Below are 23,320 nucleotides of genomic sequence, written 5' to 3'. Positions count from 1 at the left end.
CCGGGAGTTGGACAGCCCGGCTTCGCGGCTGCCCCGCAGGCGCCTGCCTAGGATGGGGTGGTGAAAGAACAGGTACTTCCAACGCACGACGGCGGCCGGCTGGCTTTGTACAGCTACGGCACCGAAGATGCGCCGGGAGACCGCCGGGTGCTGCTGATCGGCGGGGCCTTCCTCACCGCCCTGATCTATCGGCCCTTTTCCGTGGCCCTGGCGAAGGGCCTCGGCGACGGGTGGGCCGTTGACGTGTATGACCGCCGCGGGCGCGGAAGCTCGTCGGAACAGCCAGCGGACTACTCCATGGCCACCGAGATCGCGGATGTGCGCACGGTCCTGGACGCCACGGGCGCTAGGAACATCCTGGGCCACAGCCTGAGCGGATCCGTGGCCCTCAACGCGGTCCAGGAGTTCACCGGCACCGCGTACGTGCCGGACAAGCTTGCGGTGTACGACGCCGCCGTGAACATCGACGGCAGCATCGACACCGGCTGGCTGGACGGGTTCGAGGACGCCGTGAACAACGGCAAGGTGGGCCATGCCCTGGCCCACATGAAGAAGGCCACCAAACCGGGTTCGGCTTTGGCGAGGATCCCCGAGCCCGTCCTTGCCGGGCTGATGGCCGTGCTGTCGCGGACCAAGGTGAACCGGATGTTCCAGGAAGTCATGCCCAGCGGGGTGGGCGAGCTCCGGGCCGCCTACAAGGAGGCGGACCATGCCAGGGACTTCAGCGTGCTTCCTGCCAACACCCACTTCATGGCGGGCGGCAAGAGTCCCGGCTATTACAAGGCAACGGCCGAGCGGCTGCACGCTGCGGTCCCCGGCAGCACCTACGAGCTCTCCCCCAAGTGCTTCCACGGTTCCATCCCGGCTGCCGTGGGCGAACTGGTCACCGACATTTCCACGTACTTCAAGGGCTAGGCACCGCGGTGGACCCCGCCAGCGCGGCGTCCCCGAGGTCCTGCCCCACGCTCTTGCGCCTGGACAGATGGTCCTTGGCGGCCAGCCAGTCGCCGTAGAGCGTGATGTCCTCCCCCTGTGCGGCGGCCACCGCATCGCAGGCGAACCCCACAGCCCGGGAACCGTCGGCCAGTTGGATTGATCCGAGCAGCATGGGTTCTGACAGGGCAGCCAGGAACGCCCCAAGTCCGGCTTGGGACACGAGCCACCGTTCCCCCACAAGCTCGGCTCCGCCGTCCTCCGCACGGTACACCCCTGGCTTCGGCGGTTCGGTGTCCAGGGACACCATCCGGTAGCGGGCCGCGGTACGGACGGGGCCGTCCCAGGCGGCGCCGAGCTCCTCCAGCTGGCGGGCCAGGGGCTGCCCCTTCCGGTGCGCGCCGACCACCACCAGCGGCACGGCGGTTGCGCCTGCAGCCACCGGCCAGGGAACGGACGACGACGGGTGGGCAGCTTCGCCGGCAGCCGCCGGCGCCGCGCCAGGCTCGTGAAGGGCACGAGCGAAGAGGGCAGGCGCTTCGGGGGTCACCTCAAGGAGCCGGGCGATGTCCGCGGCAACGGCGTCCTCGAACGTCCGTGCCACCACGGTCAGCCCGAACTGCGCGCCGTCCACCGTGCCGGCCGGCACCGCAACAGCACTGAGGTCAAACAGGTTGCAGAAGTTCGTGTACGTCCCCATCAGCGAGTTCACTCCCACCGGGTCCGCGGCCACATCGGCAAGGGTGGGGTGGAACGGGGCGGTGGGGATCAGCAGGGCGTCAAACCCTTCCAGCCGCGCCATCGCCTGCTGCTTCAACGCTTCCAGCTTGGCCGTGTCAGCCACGTACCGGTGGGCCGGCACTCTGCCGGCCGCCCGGATGATGCGTTCCACGGTGGGGTCGATGCCCGCCTGGTTGCCTGCGCCGCCGTCGTACTTTTCCAGGAAACTGCCGACAGCGGCGTGGCGCTCCGCCACCAGCCCGCCGTCGTACAGCAGCCGGGCGGCCTCGAGGAAGGCATCGAATTCGATCGCCTCCGCCTCCACGCCCAGTCCCTTGAGCCGGTCCACATTGCGGTGGAATTCGGCTGCCCAGGCGTCCGGCAGCGCCGGCAGGGTTGCGGGATAGGCGACCCGCGGCTTTTCCGGTGCCGCCAGCCGGATGTCCGCCGGCCAGGACCGGGCTCCTCCCGCCATCACGCCCATGGCGAGCTCCGCCGTCGAGAGGTGGCGGGCGAAGATGGTGACGGCGTCCCAGGACCGGCATGCGGGCACGACGCCGGCGGTGGACACAACATCCAGCGTCGGCTTGATGCCCACGATCCCCTGCAGCCCGGCGGGCACGCGGCCCGAGCCGGCGGTGTCCGTTCCGATGGCGATATCCACCAGGCCAAGGGCCACAGCGACTGCCGAGCCGGAGCTGGAGCCGCCTGAAATGTAGTCCGGTCGGCGGGAATCCCGGACCGCCCCGTGCGGGCTGCGGGTGCCCACCAGGCCGGTGGCGAACTGGTCCAGGTTGGTGGCGCCCAGCACCAGGGCGCCGCCGGCACGGAGGCGGGCCACCGCTTCGGCGTCCCTCTCCGGCACGTAGGCGAACCCGGGGCATGCGGCCGTCGTGGGGATTCCCGCGACGTCAACGTTGTTCTTGACGGCGAGCAGGAGCCCGGCCAGCGGCAGTCGGGCTCCACCCGACACCGCCGCGTCGATGGCGGCGGCCTCCGCCAGGAGGTCATCCGCACTGCGCAGGGTGATCCAGATTTCCGGACGGTCCACTGCATCCAGCGCGGCCAGCGCCGCCTTGACCCGCGTGCCGGCCGGGCCGGAGGTTACGGTGCTCATACTGTTGCCTCTTCCAGTTCCTGTGCTTCGGTAACGGACACGGACTCCGCATCCGCGCTGCCGAGGACCACCACTGCCTCTCCCGCCACCACCTGCGAACCGGCGGCCGGCAGGACGCGGAGCACAACGCCGTCACAGGGAGCTTCCAGGACGGTTTCCATTTTCATCGCCTCCAGCGAGACCAGCGCCTGGCCCTGCACCACCCGGTCGCCTTCCGCCACGTCAACCTTCCAGACGCTCGCGGCGAACGGCGCGGCCACGAGGGACCCGCCGTCGGGAACAGTCACCTCATCTGCCACCGGTGAGATGACAGCGGCCAGGGCGTCAGCGCGGTCGAACTCGCCGGCGTCGGCCCATGCCTGCCGTTCCACGGCGAATGCCTCGCCCTGCTTTTCCCGGAACGCCGCGATGGACTCTCGGTTTTCCTCGAGGAACACCTCGTGCTCGGCCAGCGAAAAGGTTCCGTCCTCGATCTCCACTCCGCGGCCGCGGCCGGCGGCCATGTCCGCACGGAGATCCAGGAGTTCCTCGGGGCTGACCGGGTACCAGGAGATCCGGTCGAAGAAGCGCAGCAGCCACGGCGAACCGGGCTCGAACGGGGCGGACTCCGCGTAGCGCGACCAGACCTGGGTGGTGCGGCCTACGAACTGGTAGCCGCCAGGTCCTTCCATGCCGTAGATGCACATGTACGCGCCGCCGATGCCCACCGCGTTTTCCGGGGTCCAGGTGCGGGCGGGGTTGTACTTGGTGGTGACCAGGCGGTGCCGGGGATCCAGCGGCGTGGCCACCGGCGCGCCAAGGTAGACGTCGCCCAGCCCGAGGACCAGGTACTCGGCGTTGAACACGGTGTCGAAGACGTCATTGACCGAGTCCAGGCCGTTGATCCGCCGGATGAATTCGATGTTCCAGGGGCACCAGGGGGCGTCGTCGCGGACGCCCGCCATGTAGCGTTCGATTGCCTCGCGGGTGGCGGGGTCGTCCCAGGACAGCGGCAGCCGGACGGTGCGGCTGGGAACCACCAGCTCGGAACTCGCCGGCAGTGCCGCCTCGATCTCCCGGACCAGTCCCAGCAGGCGCTTCGTGGACAGGACCGCGGGATCCACCTTGACCTGCAGGGAGCGGATGCCCGGGGTGAGGTCCACGATGCCCGGAACCCGGAGCTGTTCGAGGTGCTGGTGCAGGGCGTGCACCCGGGCGCGGAGGCCGAGGTCCAGGACCATTTCGCCGTACTCCACAAGCAGGTTGTCGTCGCCGGAGCGGCGGTAGGTGACCGCGGGACGGCCGGGACCTTCCGGCACCCGGCCCAGCACGCCGTCGTCGCCATCCCCGCGCGGGGCAGGCAGGCTGGCGGCAGCGGCAGTGGCCTTCGATAGGTCCCCGGACCAGCCGGCGTCGCCGGGCAGCACCAGCTGCCGGCCCGGGCCGAGATCCCTGGCCGACGGCGCCTGGCTGACGCGGACGGGAACGAACCGGACCTTGTCCCCCGGCCGGAGCTGGCCGAGCTTCCAGCGATCGGCGGTCACCACGGTGACCGGGCAGACGAACCCGCCCAGGCTGGGGCCGTCCGGGCCGAGCAGGATGGGGGTGTCGCCGGTGAAGTCCAGGGCACCCACCGAGTACGCGGTGTCATGGATGTTGGACGGGTGCAGTCCGGCCTCGCCGCCGTCGGTCCTGGCCCAGCGCGGCTTGGGGCCGGTCAGCCGGACGCCGGTGCGGGCGGAGTTGAAGTGGACCTCGTACTCGGATGCATACAGCTCTTCGATGTCTTCGCGCTGGAAGAACTCCGGGGCACCGTGCGGGCCTTCCGTCACGGCGAGTTCCCAAGTGGAGCTAAGGGCGGGACGGCTGTCGAGGGGCACTGCTGCTGCGGGGGCTTCTTCAGGTGCGCCGGCGGACGGGGCAACGGCGCGAAGCACGTCGCCGGCGCGCAGGACCCGTCCGGCGTGCCCGCCGAACTGGCCGAGCGTGAAGGTGGAGGCGCTGCCCAGGTACTGCGGAATGTCCAGGCCGCCCTGGAACAGGATGTAGCCGCGCAGGCCTTTGCCGCCGGCCGTGCCGACGTCGAGCGTACCTCCCGCGGGGACCGTCACCGGCGTCCAGGCGGGCACCTCCTGCCCGTCAACCGTCACTGCCACCTCCGCGCCGGTGACGCAGACAGTGGTGGCGTGCGTGAAGGCCAGGCTGGGGCCGGTCATGGTGAATTCCAGGCCGGGCGCACCTTCCGGGTTGCCCAGGGCGGTGTTGCCGAGCCGGAAGGACAGATCGTCCATGGGCCCGCTCGGCGGGACGCCGATCTGCCACAGTCCGGTCCGGCCGGGCCAGTCCTGCACGCTGGTCTGCAGCCCGGGGCGGCCCACGGTGATGCGCGGTTCGGGGTCGCCCACGTTGTCCAGGGTGCTCGTGGAGTGCTCGACGCTGCGGACCACGTCCAGGGCGGTGGCGGCGCGGAGCAGCCCTAAGTTGGTCTCGATGCCGTCGATCCTGGTGCCGGCGAGCGCGGCGGCCAGCCGGTCGAAAGCTTCGGTGCGGTCAGTGCCGGAAGTGATGATCTTGCCCAGGAGCGGATCGTAGTTGGTGGACACTTCGGTGCCGGTTTCGGCCCAGGCGTCCACCCGGACGTCCGCCGTTGCGGGGTAGGCGGCGTTGGTGACGGTTCCGGCGCTGGGCTGGAAGCCGCGGGCCGGATCCTCGGCATACACGCGCGCTTCCACGGCGTGGCCGGTCACGGGCAGGCTGTCCGGCACTCCTTCAAGGACGGTGGCGGCCTGGCCGCCGCCCTGGGCAAGGCGGAGCATCCATTCCACCAGGTCCACCCCGGTGACGGCTTCGGTGACGGGGTGCTCCACCTGGAGCCGGGCGTTCACTTCCAGGAAGGACGCTTCCTTGCGGGCGGAGTCGTAGACGAACTCGACGGTGCCGGCGGAGCGGTAGTTGAGGGAGGCGCAGAGGGCCCGCGAGCTGCGGTGGAGTTCTTCGCGCAGCTCCTCCGGCAGGTCCGGCGCGGGTGCCTCCTCGAGGACCTTCTGGTGGCGGCGCTGCAGGGAGCAGTCGCGGTCGCCCAGGCTGACCACACGGCCCTCGCCGTCGCCAAAGATCTGCACCTCGACGTGCCGGGCGTTCTCCACGTACCGCTCGGCGAAAACCCCTGCGGTGCCAAAGCTGGCCCCGGCCAGGCGGGCCACGCGGGGGAAGCTGTCCACGAGCTCGGCCTCGTTGCGGCAGACCGTCATGCCGATCCCGCCGCCACCTCCGGTGGCCTTGAGCATCAGCGGGAAGCCAATCGCGGTGCTGGCCGCAACGGCGTCGTCCACGTCCCCAAGCAGCCCTGAACCGGCGATCATCGGCACCCCGGCTGCCCGCGCGGCGTCGCGCGCTGTGTGCTTGGTGCCGAAGATGCGCAGCTGCTCGGCGGTGGGGCCCACGAAGACCAGTCCCGCCGCTTCCACGGCCTCGGCGAAGGCGGCGTCCTCGGAGAGGAAGCCGTAGCCGGGATGGATGGCGCCGGCGCCGGTTTCCTTTGCCGCCGCCAGGATGGCGTCCACCCGGAGGTAGGACTCCTTGGCCGGCGCGGGCCCCAGCAGTACAGCCTCGTCGGCGAGCCGGACGTGCTTGGCGCCGCGGTCCGCTTCGGAGAACACGGCGACGGTGCGGAGGCCCAGCTTCTTCGCGGATTCGATGATGCGGCAGGCGATTTCGCCGCGGTTGGCGATCAGGAGGGTGTCGAAGGTGTTCGACGTGTCAATGGAGTTCACAGTGCAGCCTCCGGCCGGGTGACGATCATGCGGACAGGGGTGGGGTTGAAGCCGTTGCAGGGGTTGTTGACCTGCGGGCAGTTGGACACCAGTACCAGGGTGTCCACCTCGGCCCGCAGCGCCACGCGCTTCCCGGGCGCGGACAGCCCGTCCACGATGCCCAGGGCGCCGTCCGGGTCCACCGGGACGTTCATGAACCAGTTGATGTTGGACACCAGGTCCCGTTTGCCCAGGCCCCAGCGCGAGCCCTCGATCAGGAAGTTCTCCACGCAGGCGTGCTGTTCGCGGGTGTGCTGGCCATAGCGGAGGGTGTTCGATTCCTGTGAGCAGGCGCCGCCGATGGTGTCATGAACGCCCACCTCGTCCGCGACGACTGTCATCAGGGGCGCGCCGGTTTCCGCCCGCAGGACGGAACCCGTGGTCAGGACAATCGACTGCTGCTGCGCAATGGTGACGGCGGCGGAGTACCGCACGGAGGTGTCGTCCGCCGCGTACAGGAGGCAGTCCACGGCCTGGTTGCCTTCCAGGTCCACAATGGTCAGCACGTCGCCGGCGGAGACGACGGCGGACCAGGGGCCGCGGGCCTCGACGAGCTCGTCGAGGACCACGTCGCCGGGAGCCAGGGCAATGTCGCGGGCGCCTGCTGCGGGAGCGGCGGAGGTGGCGGTGTTCATCGGGCGTTCCTCGCGGTCAGATCGTGTTCGGTGTTGTGCAGTGCCTGCAGGTGTTCGGGAGCCAGGGGCCCGGTGAGTGCTCCGGATTCCAGTGCCGCCAGGTCCAGCGGCGCATGCCAGGCCACGATGTCGACGGCAGTCCCGGTGAAGTCAGGGCGCGGGTCCAGGGGGTGGGCGGTGTTGGCCAGTACCAGCACGGTGTCCAGCTGGAGCAGGAGTTCGACGGCGGCGCCCGGCCCGGCGCTCCCGGTGAAGGTGATGCTGCCGGCAGGGTCCACGGTGATGCCCTTGAAGAGGGTCAGCGACGGCGCCACGTCACGCGGGCCAAGCCCGTTCTTGAGCGCTCCAAGGGTAAGCAGCTCGCGGGCGGCAGGGGACGCACTGTGGGCGGTGCCCGCACCGTACCGTGCCGTGTTGCCCGCCAGGGTGGTGGCGCCCGTCAGGGCGTCGTGGCGGGAGGAGGCATCGGCGACGATCGTGGCCATCAGGCGGCCGGCGTCGGAAAGCAGCGGGTGGCCTGTTGAGGGGTAGGCCTGCCAGGGCACCTTGACGGTGTCCGCGATGTTGAGCCGCTCGTGCAGGGCTCCGGCGCGGTAGAGGAGGGCGTGCACGCAGGCGTCGCCGGAGGTGTCCGTGAGCCTGATCCTGGTGCCCCGGGCCAGGGTCATGGTGGTGTAGCGCCCGAAGGCGAGGGATTCGGCCCAGGTGGGCTGGGCGGCGGCGTCCCCGGTGAGGCCGGCGGTCAGGCGGTCGGGCGCGGAGGCGGCGGGCACAAACCGCATCGTGTCAACGGTCCTGCCGTGCTGCTCCCTGGCGTGGGCGCGGGCGCCTTCCGTGGTGGCGGTGCCGGCCGATGCCGGGCTTTCGGTTACTTGAGTCATGTCTATCCCGTGTTGTTCTGGAGCGCGGTTCGTTGCGCGTGGTTGTTCCCGGAGCTGTTGTTCCGCAAGCCGGGGTGGAGCTCCGGCGCGTCAGGCCTTCGAAGCCAGGTTCCGGCGTCGGACCCACATCCCCAGGAGCAGGACGACGGCGACCATCAGCGGCGCTGAGTATAGGAGGAGTCCGTTTTCGCCGGAGGGGTCGTAGACCTCCGGACGCGGCCAGGCAAGGTTGACCACCATGACGGCGCCGTAGAGGACGGCGAGGATGTTCACCGGGAGTCCCCAGCGGCCCAGCGAGAACAGTCCTTCAGGCAGCGCCTGCCCCACCCGGTTCCAGTCGCCGCGGAGCCTGTTGAGGAGCTGCGGCACGGTGACCAGGAGGTAGGCGATGTAGACCATGACGATGCAGACGCTGCAGAGGGTGGTGAACAGGGCGGCGTTGCCAACGTTGATGGCAAGGACGCCGACGGCCAGGGCGCCGATGGCAATCGACGGCCACATGGGCGTACCCCGGGTGGGGTGGACTGTCGACAGCAGGGCGGACGCGGGCAGCTTGCCGTCGCGGGCCATGGAGAACACCAGCCGGGAACCGGCGGTCTGGATGGCCAGGGTGCAGACGAAGATGGCGATGGCCACGTCCACCAGCAGGACCTTGCCCCAGAATGTGCCCAGGACGGCGGTGAGGACGTAGGGCAGGCCCTCGGTGGCGAGGCGGCCGTCGTCGAGGCTTGGGGCGGCCATCAGGGCCGTGATGATCATCAGGGCGCCGCCGATGCCCGAGATGAGCAGGGCGGAAAGAATGGTGCGCGGCGCTGTCCGGCGCGGGTCCTTGGTTTCTTCCGAGAGTTCGCCGGCGGAGTTGAAGCCCACCATCACGTAGGCGGCCATCAGGCCGGACACCAGGAAGGCTCCCACGGCGCCGAGCTCGGATGTCTGGAGCACGGTGGTGTCCGCAACAACCTCAGGTCCGCGCTGGGCTGCGCTGATGAGGGCGAGGATGACGGCCACGACGCCGACGATCTCGCAGGTGACGCCCACCGAGTTGACGTGCGCCATCAGCTTGACGCCGAGCGAGTTGATGATGGTGGTGGCCACCAGGAGGACGGCACCGAGGATGACGGCGTTGGCCGCTCCGCTGACGGTGTTGAGCGCGGGGTCACCGCCAACTATCTGGAAGCCGTCCCAGAGCTGGGGCAGCACCACCTGCAGGGCGATCGCGGCGGCGGCGGCTGTGACCACCTGGGCAATGGCCATGAACCAGCCGGCGAACCAGCCCACTCCCTCTCCCCCGACGCGGCGGGCCCACTGGTACACGGCTCCGGACAGCGGGTAGCGGGCGGCGAGTTCCGCGAAGTTGAGGGCAACGAGGAGCTGGCCCACCAGTACCACCGGCCAGGTCCAGAAGAAGGCCGGCCCCGCGAACGAGTAGCCGAAGGCGAACAGCTGGAAGATGGTGGTCAGGATCGAGACGAAGGAAAAGCCGGCGGCAAAGGAAGCGTAGCGGCCGAGTTTCCGGTGGAGGGTGGGTTCGTAGCCAAGGGACGTCAGATCCGCGTCGTCCGCGTGGACGGCGGGAGCAATGGTTGAGGTCATCGGATTCTCCGGGGGCTGGAATGGCGGGGGCCGCCGGTTCTGCAGCACTCGGCCGAAAGCTGCGGAATACCGGTCACTTGATAGTTTTCCAGCGCGATGTCCCCAACGAGTTTCGCCTCTGTAAAAGGCGCATGGACATCTTGTTTCCACGGTATTTCCGCCTCCTCACCTCCGCCCGGAGTGGCGAAGGCGTGCCCGCCCGGGTGCAAGAATGATGCCGTGACTTCAGCCGGACCGGGACGCCCCCGCAGCCAACAGCCCTCCAGGCCAGGGGCGACTGCACGGGACGAAATCCTGGATGCGGCGGCCGAGCTTTTCACGACGCACGGCTTCGCCAACACATCCACCCGGTCCATTGCCGACGCTGTGGGGATCAGGCAGTCGTCCCTGTACCACCACTTCAAAACCAAGGACGACATCCTCGAGGACCTGCTGGAGGGGACCGTGCTGGGCGGCCTGAAGTTTGCCCGCGCGGTGGCCGACCTGCCCCCCGGTGAGGGGACACCGGGAGGCCGGCTTCACGCCGTCGCCCTTTATGACGGCACGCAACTGTGCAGCTCCCGCTGGAACCTCGGAATCCTGTACCACCTGCCCGAAACCCGCGGCGGCCGGTTCGCGCGGTTCCTGGCGGACCGGCAGGAACTGCGGAACCTGTACGGGGAACTGGGCGCGGCCGTGTCCCCGGCGGGTCCTGCCGCAGCTTCGGGGAACCCGGGAGACCTGGCGTTCCGCCTCGTCGAATCCCTGGTCAACCTGCGGGCAGACGGACTGGCAACCTCGGAATCTCCGCTCCAGGCGGCCGACGCGGGGCTCATCCTCTGCGGGCTGGCCGAAGAACTCCCTGCCATCCGGGAGCAGAGCGCAGTGCTCATAGGACAACTGGGCTGACCATCCCGGCGCAGGCCGAGGCGAAAATGTCTCCAGGGGTGCAGCGCGCGTGATGCTTGCCTTCAGGTTGCTCAGCTAGGCTCGGAACATGACGCGTGAGAACATCAGGACCCCCGACGGCGGCACGCTGGAGCTCTTCTCCACGGGCACGGAACTCGCTTCCGCCGGTTCGGGCGTTGTTATTGTCCCGCCTTCCATGGTGACCGCAGCGGACTACACGAAGTTTGCGCAGAAGCTCAGCGCGGCCCTGGGCCGTCCGGTGCACACGTTCAACCGGCGCGGCCGCGGTTCGTCATCGCCCCAGCCGGAGGACTACACGCTGGACGTGGACATCCGCGACCTGGACACGGTCATGAAACACACCGCGAGCACGGACGTCTTCGGCCACAGCTTCGGCGGGGCCGTTGCCCTGCACGCGGCGCGGACCCTGCCGGTGGAGCGGCTGGCCGTGTACGACCCCGCGGTCTCCGTGAACCACAGCGTCAAGGCTGACTGGACGGCCGAGTACGAGCGGGCAGCTGCCGCCGGCGACGATGACCGCGCCCTCGCCGTCCTGCAGCGCGGGCTTGAAGCCGGGGGCTCGTTTTCGTCCCGCATGCCGCTGTCGATGCTGACGCTCGCCAACAAGCTCACGGCCGGCACCACCGAGGGCAGGCAGCAGCGCGAGCTGATGCGCACCGGCGTCCGGGAAATCAAGGCCATCATCGCGGCGGACATGCCGGCCGAGCCGTTCCTGGCGCTGCCGCTGGAAACCCTGATCGTGGTGGGCGAAAAGAGCCCCGCGTACTTCGGCGTGGCCTGCGGCCAGATCCACGACGTCCTCTCCGGCTCCAGCTACACGATCCTCCCGGGTCTGGGCCACGACGGCGTCATCAAGGCCCCGGACAGGCTCATCAAGGTGCTCGCGGACTTCTTCGCCGGCTAGCCCAAGTAGGTAGCGCCAAGTGTCGTTTTGAGCGGTCAAAACGACACTTGGCGCTACTCAGTTGGGCAGGCCGGCGGCGGGTTAGTGGGCGGCGTGACCCGGCCCGGCACCTTCGGCCTTGCGCATCATCGCGGAAAGTACGACGGCGGCAAAGGCTATGACGGTTGCCGTCAGGAACGCGGCGCTCATCCCCGCCACGAGGCCGGACGCTGCCGAGACCACCGCGAAGATCGACACCAGCAGGGCTGTGCCGGCTGCGCCCGCCACCTGCTGCGTGGTGCTCATGATCGCGGACCCGTGCGAGTAGAGGTGCGGCGGCAGCGGGTTCAGGCCGGTGGTGAACGCCGGTGTGAACAGCAGTGCCAGGCCAAAACTCAGCCCCACGTGCAAGGTGACGATCCACGCAACGGACGTGCCGGCGTCGAGCATGGAAAACTGCCACAGGGACAAAACCATCAGGATGGAACCCGTGACGGTCAGCGGCAGCGGCCCCACTTTGTCGAACAACCGGCCGATGACCGGGCCGAGCAGGCCCATGGCAAGGCCACCGGGCAGCAGGGCCAGTCCTGTCTCAAGGGAGCCGAGGCCGCGGATTTCCTGCAGGTAGAGCGGCAGCAGGATCACGCCGCCGAACAGCGCCATCATGGCCACCACCATCAGCAGGACCGAGACAGTGAACATGCGGAAGTTGAAGGCGCGTAGGTCCAGCAGCGGGGCTTCGGCCTTCTGCAGCCGCACCTGGCGAAGCACGAACACGGCGAGGCTGGCGACGCCGATCACCAGCGCGGCGATGGCGGGCGCTCCCGGACCGGTCTGGCCGCCGTGGCCGCCGCCGATCTGGCTGAGCCCGTAAACCAGCCCGCCGAACGCGGGGACGGTCAGGAGGACCGAGAGGAAGTCGAGCCTGGTCTTCTCCGTCTCCCCCACGTTGGTCAGGTACTTCGCGCCGATGGCGAGCGCCACGAGGGCCACCGGGAGGACGAACACGAACATAAAACGCCAGGTGAAATGCTCAAGGATCAGCCCGGACACCGTGGGGCCCATGGCCGGAGCCACGGAAATGGCGATGCTGACGTTGCCCATTACGGCCCCGCGCCTGGCCAGCGGGACCAGGGTGAGGATGGTGGTCATCAGCAGCGGCAGCATGATGGCCGTGCCGCCCGCCTGGACGATGCGCGCCAGCAGCAGGACCTCAAATCCGGGAGCTGCCGCGGCGAGCGCGGTGCCGCCGGCAAAGAGCCCCATGGCGAGCAGGAAGACGGCGCGCGTGGAGAGGCTCTGCAGGATGAACCCCGTGGTGGGGATGACAACGGCCATGGTGAGCATGAAGCCGGTGGAGAGCCACTGGACTGTGGGCGCATCCACCCGGAGGTCCACCATGAGCCGCTGCAGGGCTACGTTCATGATCGTCTCGTTGAGGATCACCACGAAGGTGGCCACCAGCAGCGTGCTGATGATGGTCACCGATTCACGGGACATCTTCTCCGGCGCGGCAGGCCTGGTTCCATCGGTCTGGACTGACTGCCCTTTGGCGTTTGGAGAAACTTCGGTAGACATGGGTGTTCCCTCAGGGAGTGTATGGATGATGCGCGAACATGGCCGCTGCAGGTGCCAACACTCTACCGGGTGGAGTAATTCCTCCGCACCGGAACTTTTTCTGAAGCCTGAGGGAACTGCCGGGGTTGGATCCGGAACTAGGCGGTCTGGCCCGCGTGCCGGCCTTCCGCGATTTCCTCAACCAGTTTGGCGTTGAAGGCGGGCAGGTCGTCCGGCTTGCGGCTGGTCACCAGGCCCTGGTCCACCACCACTTCCTCGTCCGTCCAGTTGGCGCCCGCGTTCTTCAGGTCGGTCTGGAGCGTGTGGTACGAGGTAACGTTCCGTCCGCGGAGCACGCCGGCTTCAATGAGGAGCCAGGGCCCGTGGCAGATGGAGGCCACCGGCTTGTGCTGTTCAAAGAAGCTGCGGGTGAAGCTCTGGGCATCCTTGTCCACGCGGAGGTGGTCGGCGTTGACGACGCCGCCGGGAAGCACCAGGGCGTCAAAGTCACCGGCGTTGGCCTCGGCAACGGTCAGGTCGACGTCGAACGTGTCGCCCTTCTCCGTGCCCTTGAAACCCTGCAGCTTGCCGCTCTTCGGGGCCACCAGGGTGGGCTGGCCGCCGGCGTCCTTGACTGCCTGCCACGGGCTGGTGAGTTCAACCTGCTCGACGCCGTCCGTCAACAGGAATGCGACCTTCTTGCCTGCGATGCTCTGTTCTGACATTGTTCCTCCTCGACTGAGGCCGGTCCGGCGCCTTGTGGGCACCGGACCACGCCCCGGAAGCTATTGCCTGACAGTTTCCAGCCTAGGAACACCGAAAGTGATAAGCAAGCTGAGCATTTTCTCTGCCGCGGCGCAGTGCCCTTAAGCGGACGGGTCACAGCTCCACATGGCAAAGCCCGGCCCTGCGCCGGGCAGGGTGACCATTCCATCTGCCGCAGCGTGAAGGTCCGGGGTTCCTGCCAGGCCGCGCAGGCTGGTTCCGACGACCTGGGCGGGAACCCTGATGGCGGCATGGTCGGCCCGGGAGGCGTGGATCAGCACCGTTTCGTTGGCTGATTCACGAAGGAAGGCAAAAGCATCATCTCCGATTGCCAGCCACCGCAGTCCGCCGTGTCGAAGGGCTTCCGACTGTTTCCGCGTTTGGAAAAGAGCACGGGTGGTGGCCAGCCTGCCATGATCCCATTCATCCGGTTTGTCCCAGGGGAAGGGGCGGCGGCCATCTTCACCGTTCACGCCCTCCTGTCCGATCTCATCTCCCGCCCACAGCATGGGGATCCCTGGCATCGTGGCCAACAGTCCAAATGCCACCGTGACCAGCCGCGGGTCCCCGAGCAGGGTGCTCACCCGGAACGTGTCGTGGGACCCAACAAGGTTGAGGGCGTGCGCGGCCGCGCGCCAGGGTACGGCCGCGGCGAAGTCCCGCATTGAGCCGACCACGTCTTTCCCGGAGAGCCGGGGGATGGACACGAACGGCCCTGGCTCCAGCGGTACGGCGGTTGGCGGCTTCAGCCATTGCCATACCGGGCGCGTGAAACCGGCGTAATTCATCACGCCATGCCAGCCATCCACCTGCAGGTCCTGTGATGCGTCGTGACTGTGTTCGGCCAGCAGCAGCGCCTCCGGATCGGCTTCAGCCATGGTCCGGCGCAGCGTGGTGGACACCATGTGGTTGAGGTCGGTCGTGCCGTGCCGCCCCGTCATGTTGGCGACGTCGATGCGCCAGCCGTCGAATCCGTGCGGTCCCAGCCAGCGGGCCACGACGGAATCCTCGCCCTCGTACAGGCGCCGACGCAATTCCGGATCGCTGTGGTTGAACTTCGGCAGCGATTTATGCCCGAACCAGCACACGTACTCATCAGGGTGGTTGGTGAAGAGGAAGAATCCCGCTTCGACGCTTTGCGGATCTTCAACCGCTGTCCTGAACCATTCGTGGGCGTCCCCGCAGTGGTTGGTCGTCAGGTCACCAAGCAGGCGCATGCCGCGGTCATGCAGGGCCCCGGAGAGGCGGCGCAGAGCTGCATCCCCGCCAAGCAAGGGATCCACCTGGTCGAAACTGGATGCGTCGTACCGGTGGTTTGAACGGGCGGGAAATATCGGTGTCAGATACACGGTGTCGGCCCCCAAGGAGGCAATGTGTTCCAGGCGGGTGGTGATTCCGTCGAGGTCTCCGCCGAAGTATTGGTACGGAGTTTCGGGTCCCCGCCCGATCACTTTGTTTCCCCAGTCCTCGGGGATGGCCCAGTCCGGTGCCGGCCGGTCCACTGATTTTGCAAACCGGTCCGGGAAGATCTGGTAGAGGACGGCACTGTTTGCCCAGGCGGGGGGCGGGGAGTAGGCGGTGATGCGGAAGTCGCAGGCGTCCGTTACGTCGCGGGTGTGCAGGCCAGTCCCGTTGAACCACTGGTACCCGCTCGGGGATCCGTCGAGCAGCCAGCGGTAGTTCACCACCGGGTTCTCCAGCGGGAAATCAGCCTTCAGCCAGAACTCGTCCGCGTTTTGACGATCGATGCTCGTCTCAAGCAGCGCCTGTTCGCCGTCTATGCATACGCGCAGCAGGGCCTTCGTTACGCCGCTGGCGCGGGGAACCCGAAGGAACACCGTGACTGCGTCCCCCAGTTCAGGAGTGGGGTTGGAAACGTACATTGCGGAACCGTCATGGTGTGGATGGTCCCACAGCTGCGTGGCGCTCATCCCTTGACCGCCCCGGCGGTGAGTCCTCCGGTGATGAACTTTTGCAGGAACTGGAAGAGAAGGACCACGGGCAGGCTGGTGAGGAGGGCTCCTGCGGCGAACACGCCGAGGTTCCCGGACCGGTCAGCGTCGATGGTGGCGTACAGTCCGACAGCCAGGGTCTTGACGTCGTTATCGGTGAGGAAGATTGATGCCAGGACAAATTCGCCCAGCACGCCGATGAAGGACAGCAGGCCGGTGACTGCCAGGATCGGGGTTATCAGGGGGAAGATGACGCGGAAGAACACGGTGGCGTGGCCCGCTCCGTCCATGATTGCTGCCTCGTCCAGCTCCTTCGGCACCGAGTCGAAGAATCCCTTGATGAGCCACACCTGCGAGAGTGCGCCACCCATGAGCAGGAGTCCGTAGCCCAGGAGCGTGTTGAGGCCCAGCTGGGGAATGACGTCACCGATGGAAGTGAACATGAGGTACAGCGCCACTACGGCGAGGAACTGGGGGAACATCTGGATGAGGAGAAGGCTGAGCAAGCCAATTCGCCGGCCGCTGAAGCGGAAGCGCGAAAAGGCGTATGCTGCCAGGGCGCTGCACAGAATCTGGCCAAGTGTGACGACAGTACTGATGATCAGCGTGTTGGCAAACCAGCGGAGGTAAGGGCGGTTGGGGTCCGTGAAGAGGGCTTCGAAATGCACGAAGCTCACTTCACGGGGAATCAGGCTGGTGGACGCCACCGTGCCCAGCGGGTTCAGCGCGGCCGAGACAATGAACAGCACGGGGAGCAGGGCTACGGACACCGCCGCGATTGCCACAAGGTGACGCCATCCAACTTCTGTGAACCATCGGTTTCTCGGGTGCCTGCGGCGGGACTCCGGAGTCTTTTGCGGTTCCTGCTGGGGTACCGGAGCGAGACGTGTCTGGGCAGACGACATCAGTTCACCTCTTCCAGGGTGCGCGTGAAACGGAACTGAATTGCGGCGATGATGCCGGTGATGACGAACAGCAGCACTGACACGGTTGCGGCAAAGCCAAGCTGTGCGCCCTGCCCTCCGAAGGCCAGGCGGTAGGTGTAGCTGATCAGGATGTCAGTTGCTCCCGCCGTCGGGTTGGCGGGATCGAAGGGCCCGCCTTCGGTCAACAGGTAGATGGCGTTGAAGTTGTTGAAATTGAAGGCGAAGGTCGATACCAGCAAGGGGGCGACAGTGACCAGGAGCAGTGGGAACGTGATTTTCCGGAAGCCCAGGAATCCGCTGGCGCCGTCAATACGTGATGCTTCCTTCAGGTCTGCGGGGATCGCCTGGAGGGCTCCGGTGCACACCAGGAACATGTAGGGGAATCCCATCCAGAAATTGGTCAGGAGGATGGCTGCCTTGGCCAGGAAGGGGTCGCCGAGCCAGTTCAGGTCCAGGCCCAAGGCGTTGTTGATCAGGCCGAAGTCTTTGTTCCAGAAGCTGGACCAGACCAGCAGGGCGATAAACCCCGGGATGGCGTAGGGGAGGATGAGGATGGCCCGGTAGAAGCGCTGGCCTTTGATCCGCGGATCGTTGAGCGCGGCAGCGAGGCCGAGCCCAAGCAGGAAAGTTCCCGCGACCGAGACCGTTGCGAAGATGAAGGTCCATGCGAAGATCTGCAGGAAATCGGAGCTGATTCTTGTGTCTGTGAAGATGCGCTGATAGTTGGCGAACCCCACATCTGCCAGCCAGGACTGGTCGGACAGCCGCTTTCCTTCTCCGTCGACGAAGTACTCCTTGTCGCCCTGCAGGACGGGTGCGTAGTCCACGCCGGTCACCGTGTTTGAGATGACATCGCGGGCTTCGTCGTATGTGAGCGGCGAGGCGCCCTCGAAGGCCTGGCGGATGCCCAGCTGCCGGATGGCGCCACGGTCAGTGGGCACCGCAAGATTTTTCAGCGCGTCGCTGGCGCTGTTGACCTCTTGGGGCGTCAGGAGCTGGTAGCCCTCGGCCGCAGTGACGAACCCGCCGCTGACGGTGACGTCGGCCGGTTCAAGCTCCCGCAGCCCGTCTCCGGGGGTGCCAAGGAACACTGATCCGCTTTTGGGCTCCACAAGCAGAAAAGCGTACGGTCCGGTCGCGGGATTTCCTTCAGTCGCCACGGAGAGGTTGTAGCGCGGCGAATCAGGGCTTTGAACGACTGAAGCGCCGATGATTTGCGAGACGGTTTCTTCCTTTGACGTCCTGGTTCCGTCACCGAAGTTGGTTGTGGACATCTGGAACGTCATCACGATGGGGTACACCAGGAAGACCACCAGGAGGAGCGCGCCGGGCACAAGGTACTTGGCAGGCACACCGCGGCCGGTGATATATGTCAGCAGCAGGATGCCGGCGATGCCCCAGACCGCCGCGAGGAAGCCCCACTTTCCTGTAGCGATAAGGGCCGGGGTAAGTGCTGCGGCTGAGCCGGCAACGGTACCCAGTGCAAGGATTTTGGCAAAGAGGGACACCGGTTTGGTCGTGATGTCGCGACGGGTGCCGGGATCGTTTGCTGCAGCCGACGAGGGACGCTGCAGGCGCGTGAGTGTTTTGATCATGGGGGTTCTCCTGGAGGTCAATCTGGGCAGCAGGGCCCAGGGGGCCGAAGACTTGTGCAACGGCCACCTGGGCCTGTTTGCTACTTGCCGATTGCAGCAGCGATGGTTTCCCGCACGGAGCGCATCGTGCTTTCCGGGTCAGCGCCGCCCACGAGGGCCGCAAAAGCCTGGCCGAGGGGGGCGAAGACGGCAGCCATTTCAGGAATGGCCGGCATGGGCTGGGCGGACTCCGCTGCGGAGGCAAACGTCTCAATGGCGGGGTTTTGGCCTGCGATTTTTTCCCGGACCGTGGTCATGGTCGGCGGCAGCTTTGCGCCTTCGAACATCTGCGTCATGCCCGCTTCGGTGTTCATCGCGTTCTCCACGAACTCGTGGGCGAAGGCTTCGTTCTTTCCTTTCGAAGCGACGTAGAAGCCCTGAACGCCGGCGAAGGGCTGGGCAGCGGCCTGTCCCTCGAAACCGGGAATGGGTGTCACCTCGAAGGGGATTCCCGCTTTTTCAACCTGGTTCAGGGCCCAAGGACCGGCAACAAGGTACGGCGCCTTGCCGTCAGCGAACAAAGAGATCGAATTGTCAACGCTGATGGAGCGCTTCAGGATGCCGCTGCCCGCTTCCCCAAGGGCGTGAATCTTCTTGGCAGCAGCGACAGAGCCTTCACCACCCACACCCAGGTCAGACGGATCAAGGTCACCCTGTGGTGTCGAACCGAAGAGGTAACCGCCCATTGACGTGTACAACGGCTGCATGTGGTAGGCGTCGCCGCTGTTCCCTTGCGGCAAGCTGAAAGGAACTTCCGCCTTCTTGGCGGCCACAGCCTCCTGTCCCTTGGCGAAGGCATCCTCCAAGGTCAGGGGCGCCTCAGGGACGAGGTCTGTGTTGCGGAACAGGCCGAGGGTTTCGATTCCATACGGCAGTGCGTACACCGACTCGTTATAGGTCACAGCCTTCACTGCCGTCTCGGCGTAGCCCTTGAGCTGGTCCGGGGCAATCTGCAGCGGATCAATGGAGCCGTTCTGGACGAGATTGCCGATCATGTCGTGCGCTCCGGTGAAAACATCGGGGCCATTGCCTGCAGCATTTGCCGTCACAAGGGCAGTCTGGAACTCGCCCGAGATGACCTGGACGGCCACGCTGATGCCGTTGTCAGCCGCAAAATCCTCGGCGAATGCGCGGATCGAATCGGCCTTCAGGTTGTCCGTCCAGATCACCAGGTCGGCATCCGCCCGCTCGGGGGCGGCGGTGGACCCCGCCGCGGCCGGTGCTGATGAGGCTGCCTGCTTTGGTTCGGCACCGTTTCCGCACCCCGTAAGCAGCAGCACCGCGGTAGCGGTAACCGCGAGAGCACCCTGAATCCTACTCATTTTTCTCCTTTGAAAGCGTGCCGTTTCTCCGCGGAAGGGAGCCGGCTGGTGATTTGCGTCACCCAACTGTAAGCGCTTCCATTTTTTATTGTCCAGCCCTTCACGAAAATGGCGTCACATGCACCGTTGCTACACGGTAGGCGGCTAAAGACGTGCCCCTGTCACGGGAAGCATCGGTATCAACTTCTTGGAAGCCGTTCCATTCTTGGGGTCATTGCGGCTACGATGGCCCGATGACGAACACACTTCTCCCCGTAGAGCCTGACCTCTCCGCCGCCCGCCTGGTACCCGTCCACCCGGCAGACGAAGGCTCCGAGTGGTGGCGGTCCTCGGTGATTTACCAGATCTACCCGCGCTCGTTCCGGGACCTGAACGGCGATGGACAAGGTGATCTTCCGGGCATCACAGCCGAGCTTCACCAGTTGGCGGAGCTCGACATCGACGCCGTCTGGCTGTCGCCCTTCTATGTCTCGCCGCAGCGGGACGGCGGCTACGACGTTGCCGATTACTGCGACGTCGATCCCGTGTTCGGCACCCTTGGTGACTTCGACGCCCTGGTTGCCCGGGCGGATTCCCTGGGCATCCGGGTCATCATCGACCTGGTGCCAAACCATTGCTCCTCGGACCACGCGCTGTTCCAGGCCGCATTGGCGGCAGGTCCGGGAAGCCCCGAACGGGACATGTTCGTCTTCCGGGACGGCCGCGGTGACACCGGGGAACTGCCGCCCAACAACTGGCAGTCCCACTTCGGCGGACCGGCCTGGACCCGCATTACGGAGCCGTCCGGCGAGCCGGGCCAGTGGTACGTGCACCTCTTCGATTCCTCCCAGCCCGACTTCAACTGGGACAACCCCGCCGTGCATGCCGAATTTGAGCGCATCCTGCGTTTCTGGCTCAGCCGCGGCGTTGCCGGCTTCCGGGTGGACGTGGCCCACGCCCTGGTCAAGGCGGACGGATTGCCGGACTGGCATGGACGGCCAGACGGCGTCAGCACCGAAGACTTCCCGGGCCACCTGGCGCCGATGTTCGGCCAGCCGGAAATCCACGACATCTACCGGCGGTGGCGCGAGGTCCTTGCCGAGTTCGACGGCGAGCGCATCCTCTGCGCCGAAGCAAGCATCGACCCCCTGTCCCGGCTGACCAACTGGGTCCTGCCGGACCAGATGCACCAGGCCTTCAACTTCGCGTACCTGGGCACGCCGTGGGATCCCGCCAGGCTGCGTGCGGTCATTGAAAGCTCACTGCGGATGTTCGATTCCGTGGGCGCGCCCACCACGTGGGTGCTTTCGAACCACGACGTCGTCCGGCACGCCACGCGCTTCGGCATCGTCGAGCCCCCTGCCCGGCCCGGTGACGGCCTGGGCGCGGAAGACGTCCAGCCGGACGCTGAGCTTGGCCTGCGCCGTGCGGTTGCCGCGTCGATGCTTATGCTCGCGCTGCCCGGCGGCGTCTACCTGTACCAGGGTGAGGAGCTGGGCCTGCCGGACCACACCACCATGGACCACACGTTCCGCCAGGACCCCTCGTTCCGGCGGACCGCCGGAGAACGCATTGGCCGCGACGGCTGCCGGGTACCCCTGCCGTGGCAGGCGGCCGCACCGGCATTCGGCTTCAACAGCACAGGTGAGTCCTGGCTGCCGCAGCCTGAGGGCTGGGCAGCATTGTCCCGGGACGCGCAGCGGCAGGACGGGTCCTCCGCCCTGTCCCTGTACACCCGTGCACTGGGGCTTCGCCGTGGCCTGAAGCTCGGCGCCGGCTCCCTGGCCTGGGTTGACGGTTTCACGTCGCCAGACTGCATCATGTTTGCCAACAACGGCGTGCTGGTGATGATGAATATGGGCGCAGAGCCGGTTGACCTGCCACGCTTGGACATCCTGCTTAGCACGGATGGGGACGCTGCTGACCAGCGTAAGCTGGGTCCTGCGCAGTGCATTTGGCTGCGCATGGCGCCAAGCGGAACAGCAGAGGGTCAGTGGCAGGAATTAGGGACGTAGCGCGTCTGGCGGGGGTTTCACAGGCGACGGCGTCGCGTGCGTTGAGCGGCAAGGGCAGTGTTTCAAGCCGGGCCAGGCAGGCCGTGACCGAGGCAGCCAGCGAGCTTGGCTTCGTCATGTCCTACCACGCCTCAAGCCTGGCGAGCGGCCGCAGCCACAACATTGGCGTGGTGCTGCCCTTCGTCAACCGGTGGTACTTCGCCACGCTGCTGGAGGGCGCCAATTCCGCCCTGATGGATGCCGGTTACGATCTCACCCTTTACGACTTCCAGGGCGACCGGTACCGGGAATCGGTGCTGGGGGATTTCCTGCTGCGCAAACGGCTCGACGGCGTCCTGGCAGTCTCGCTGCAGCTCAACGCCCACGAGACCGAACAGATCCTCGCTGCCGGAATCCCGGTGGTGGGCGTGGGCGGCCCGCTTCCGGGGATTCCCACCCTCCGGATCGACGATGTGGAGGTGGGCCGCCGCGCAACAAACCACCTGATCAGCCTTGGACACTCCCGGGTGGCCCACCTCGGCGGCGAGCAGGAGTATGGAAGGAATTTCGAGATCTCCAGCGGCCGCCGCGCCGGATACGAGGAAGCCATGGCCGCGGCAGGACTGCCGGTCCACGAGGCGTGGTCCCTGATCTCCGACTACTCGGCGAACGGCGCGTACAAGGAGACAAAGCACCTGCTGGCGGACGCCGAGGAACGGCCGACCGCGATCTTCTGCGCCTCCGATGAAATGGCCTTCGGCGCAATGCTGGCGGCCCGCGACCTCGGGCTGCGGATCCCCGACGAGCTGTCCGTCATTGGCGTGGACGGCCACGAGATGGGCGAAATCCTCGGCCTGACCACCATCGACCAGTTTCCCCGTGACCAGGGAATGCGGGCGGTGGAGCGCCTGCTGGCGCTGGTGCAGGATGATGCGGAGACTGCCGGGCCGGCCGATGAGCTGATGGAGACCCGGTTAGTGGTGCGGTCCAGCACTTCCGCTCCCCGGACGCCGGAGCTCAGCTTCTAGCCCCTGTGGTGCTGGATCAGCCAGCCGGCCATCTGCTGCGCGCGCTTGGCGGCCTGCATGTCCCCTTCGGTGGCTGAGATGATCGAGCCCTTCATGAGGATGTGCCAGGACCGGGCAAACTCCTCCGGCCGCTGCAGCCCCGCTTCTTCGGCCAAGGCCTGCACGTGCCCGCGGATCTTTGCCAGGTAGTCGATGCTTGCCTGCCCCAGTGGATGGGCCGGGCCCATCTCGAGCAGGATGTTGATGAAGGAGCAGGCTTCAAAGTCCTCCCGGAGGAACCAGTCGCCAAACACGTCGAAGATGGCCAGCAGCTGATCGGCGGGCGTGCTTCCCCGGCGGCGGGCCTCCGAGACGATGGCGCCCACTGTCCATTGCCTGTCCCGCTGCTCCAGGAAGGCCAGGACCAGCGAATCCTTGGAAGGGAAGTGCCGGTAGAAGGTCGCCTTGGCTACCCCGGACCGTTCAATAAGCTCATTGACGCCAACATCCCGCACGCCCCGCTGGGAAAAAAGCTCATAGGCCACCGCCATGATCCGGTCCACGGAATTTGCATTGCCCTCAGTTGACGCCACCGGTGCCGGCACGGGGGTCGGAGGGACTTCTGCCTCTGGACTCATAGGATCTTCAGTCTACTGCGGAGGGAGACAGACCGGTCTTTCCCGTTGTAGTGTTTTTCCAACATGCTTTTTGACGCCGTGGAG

At 66.8% G+C, this 23,320-nt stretch carries 17 protein-coding genes; 5 read left to right on the top strand and 12 right to left on the bottom strand.

The features are described 5' to 3' along the window. Positions 1-60: 60 nt before the first annotated feature. The gene (locus SMD14_RS01570; RefSeq protein WP_321215079.1) at positions 61-915 is read left to right on the top strand and encodes an alpha/beta hydrolase; all 855 of its coding nucleotides are present in this window, start codon (positions 61-63) and stop codon (positions 913-915) included. Here the strand turns inward: SMD14_RS01570 and atzF are convergent. From atzF to SMD14_RS01545, 5 genes are all read right to left on the bottom strand, one after another. Beyond that, positions 905-2,770, bottom strand: coding sequence for an allophanate hydrolase (gene atzF / locus SMD14_RS01565; protein WP_321215078.1), 1,866 nt, complete (start codon positions 2,768-2,770; stop codon positions 905-907). The two genes, SMD14_RS01570 and atzF, sit on opposite strands and share 11 nt — an antisense overlap. Next, the gene (gene uca / locus SMD14_RS01560) at positions 2,767-6,522 is read right to left on the bottom strand and encodes an urea carboxylase (protein ID WP_321215077.1); all 3,756 of its coding nucleotides are present in this window, start codon (positions 6,520-6,522) and stop codon (positions 2,767-2,769) included. The genes atzF and uca overlap by 4 nt, the downstream gene beginning before the upstream one ends. Further along, on the bottom strand, positions 6,519-7,196 hold the full coding sequence (locus SMD14_RS01555) for an urea amidolyase associated protein UAAP2 (protein ID WP_321215076.1): 678 nt from the start codon (positions 7,194-7,196) through the stop codon (positions 6,519-6,521). Before SMD14_RS01555 ends, uca begins: the two co-directional genes overlap by 4 nt. Then, positions 7,193-8,077, bottom strand: coding sequence for an urea amidolyase associated protein UAAP1 (locus SMD14_RS01550; RefSeq protein ID WP_321215075.1), 885 nt, complete (start codon positions 8,075-8,077; stop codon positions 7,193-7,195). Before SMD14_RS01550 ends, SMD14_RS01555 begins: the two co-directional genes overlap by 4 nt. Positions 8,078-8,167: 90 nt before the next feature. Beyond that, positions 8,168-9,670, bottom strand: coding sequence for an amino acid permease (locus SMD14_RS01545; RefSeq protein ID WP_321215074.1), 1,503 nt, complete (start codon positions 9,668-9,670; stop codon positions 8,168-8,170). 219 nt (positions 9,671-9,889) lie between these two features. Here SMD14_RS01545 and SMD14_RS01540 point away from each other — a divergent pair, with 219 nt between their 5' ends. Beyond that, positions 9,890-10,558 carry a TetR/AcrR family transcriptional regulator gene (locus SMD14_RS01540; protein ID WP_321215073.1) on the top strand — a complete coding sequence of 223 codons (669 nt, stop codon included), beginning with the start codon at positions 9,890-9,892 and terminating at the stop codon, positions 10,556-10,558. A gap of 88 nt (positions 10,559-10,646) precedes the next feature. Continuing rightward, the gene (locus tag SMD14_RS01535; RefSeq protein ID WP_321215072.1) at positions 10,647-11,483 is read left to right on the top strand and encodes an alpha/beta hydrolase; all 837 of its coding nucleotides are present in this window, start codon (positions 10,647-10,649) and stop codon (positions 11,481-11,483) included. 81 nt (positions 11,484-11,564) lie between these two features. On the opposite strand, the gene SMD14_RS01530 is transcribed toward SMD14_RS01535, so the two are convergent. From SMD14_RS01530 to SMD14_RS01505, 6 genes are all read right to left on the bottom strand, one after another. After that, the gene (locus SMD14_RS01530) at positions 11,565-13,040 is read right to left on the bottom strand and encodes a DHA2 family efflux MFS transporter permease subunit (protein WP_321215071.1); all 1,476 of its coding nucleotides are present in this window, start codon (positions 13,038-13,040) and stop codon (positions 11,565-11,567) included. A 137-nt stretch (positions 13,041-13,177) separates the two neighbouring features. Continuing rightward, positions 13,178-13,744 carry a type 1 glutamine amidotransferase domain-containing protein gene (locus tag SMD14_RS01525; RefSeq protein ID WP_157239724.1) on the bottom strand — a complete coding sequence of 189 codons (567 nt, stop codon included), beginning with the start codon at positions 13,742-13,744 and terminating at the stop codon, positions 13,178-13,180. A 141-nt stretch (positions 13,745-13,885) separates the two neighbouring features. After that, on the bottom strand, positions 13,886-15,715 hold the full coding sequence (locus SMD14_RS01520; RefSeq protein WP_321215070.1) for a glycoside hydrolase family 13 protein: 1,830 nt from the start codon (positions 15,713-15,715) through the stop codon (positions 13,886-13,888). Beyond that, entirely contained in the window at positions 15,712-16,521 is an 810-nt protein-coding gene (locus SMD14_RS01515; RefSeq protein ID WP_321215069.1) for an ABC transporter permease subunit, read from the bottom strand. The genes SMD14_RS01520 and SMD14_RS01515 overlap by 4 nt, the downstream gene beginning before the upstream one ends. 119 nt (positions 16,522-16,640) lie before the next feature. Further along, positions 16,641-18,257, bottom strand: a complete 1,617-nt coding sequence (locus SMD14_RS01510; RefSeq protein WP_321215068.1) for an ABC transporter permease subunit — start codon at positions 18,255-18,257, stop codon at positions 16,641-16,643. 80 nt (positions 18,258-18,337) lie between these two features. Further along, entirely contained in the window at positions 18,338-19,618 is a 1,281-nt protein-coding gene (locus tag SMD14_RS01505; RefSeq protein WP_321215067.1) for an extracellular solute-binding protein, read from the bottom strand. A 233-nt stretch (positions 19,619-19,851) separates the two neighbouring features. Here SMD14_RS01505 and SMD14_RS01500 point away from each other — a divergent pair, with 233 nt between their 5' ends. Beyond that, positions 19,852-21,612 (top strand): glycoside hydrolase family 13 protein, encoded by a 1,761-nt coding sequence (locus tag SMD14_RS01500; protein WP_321215066.1) that lies wholly within the window; start codon positions 19,852-19,854, stop codon positions 21,610-21,612. Beyond that, the gene (locus tag SMD14_RS01495; RefSeq protein WP_321215065.1) at positions 21,591-22,619 is read left to right on the top strand and encodes a LacI family DNA-binding transcriptional regulator; all 1,029 of its coding nucleotides are present in this window, start codon (positions 21,591-21,593) and stop codon (positions 22,617-22,619) included. Before SMD14_RS01500 ends, SMD14_RS01495 begins: the two co-directional genes overlap by 22 nt. On the opposite strand, the gene SMD14_RS01490 is transcribed toward SMD14_RS01495, so the two are convergent. Beyond that, positions 22,616-23,236, bottom strand: a complete 621-nt coding sequence (locus SMD14_RS01490) for a TetR/AcrR family transcriptional regulator (protein WP_157239734.1) — start codon at positions 23,234-23,236, stop codon at positions 22,616-22,618. The two genes, SMD14_RS01495 and SMD14_RS01490, sit on opposite strands and share 4 nt — an antisense overlap. Between the last annotated feature and the right edge of the window lie 84 nt (positions 23,237-23,320).

Origin of the sequence: Pseudarthrobacter oxydans, assembly GCF_034258515.1 — a bacterium.
In the GTDB taxonomy this organism is placed as follows: Bacteria; Actinomycetota; Actinomycetes; order Actinomycetales; family Micrococcaceae; genus Arthrobacter.
Note: the sequence above shows the minus strand (reverse complement) of the source record. Positions and strands in the feature narration are given on the sequence as shown.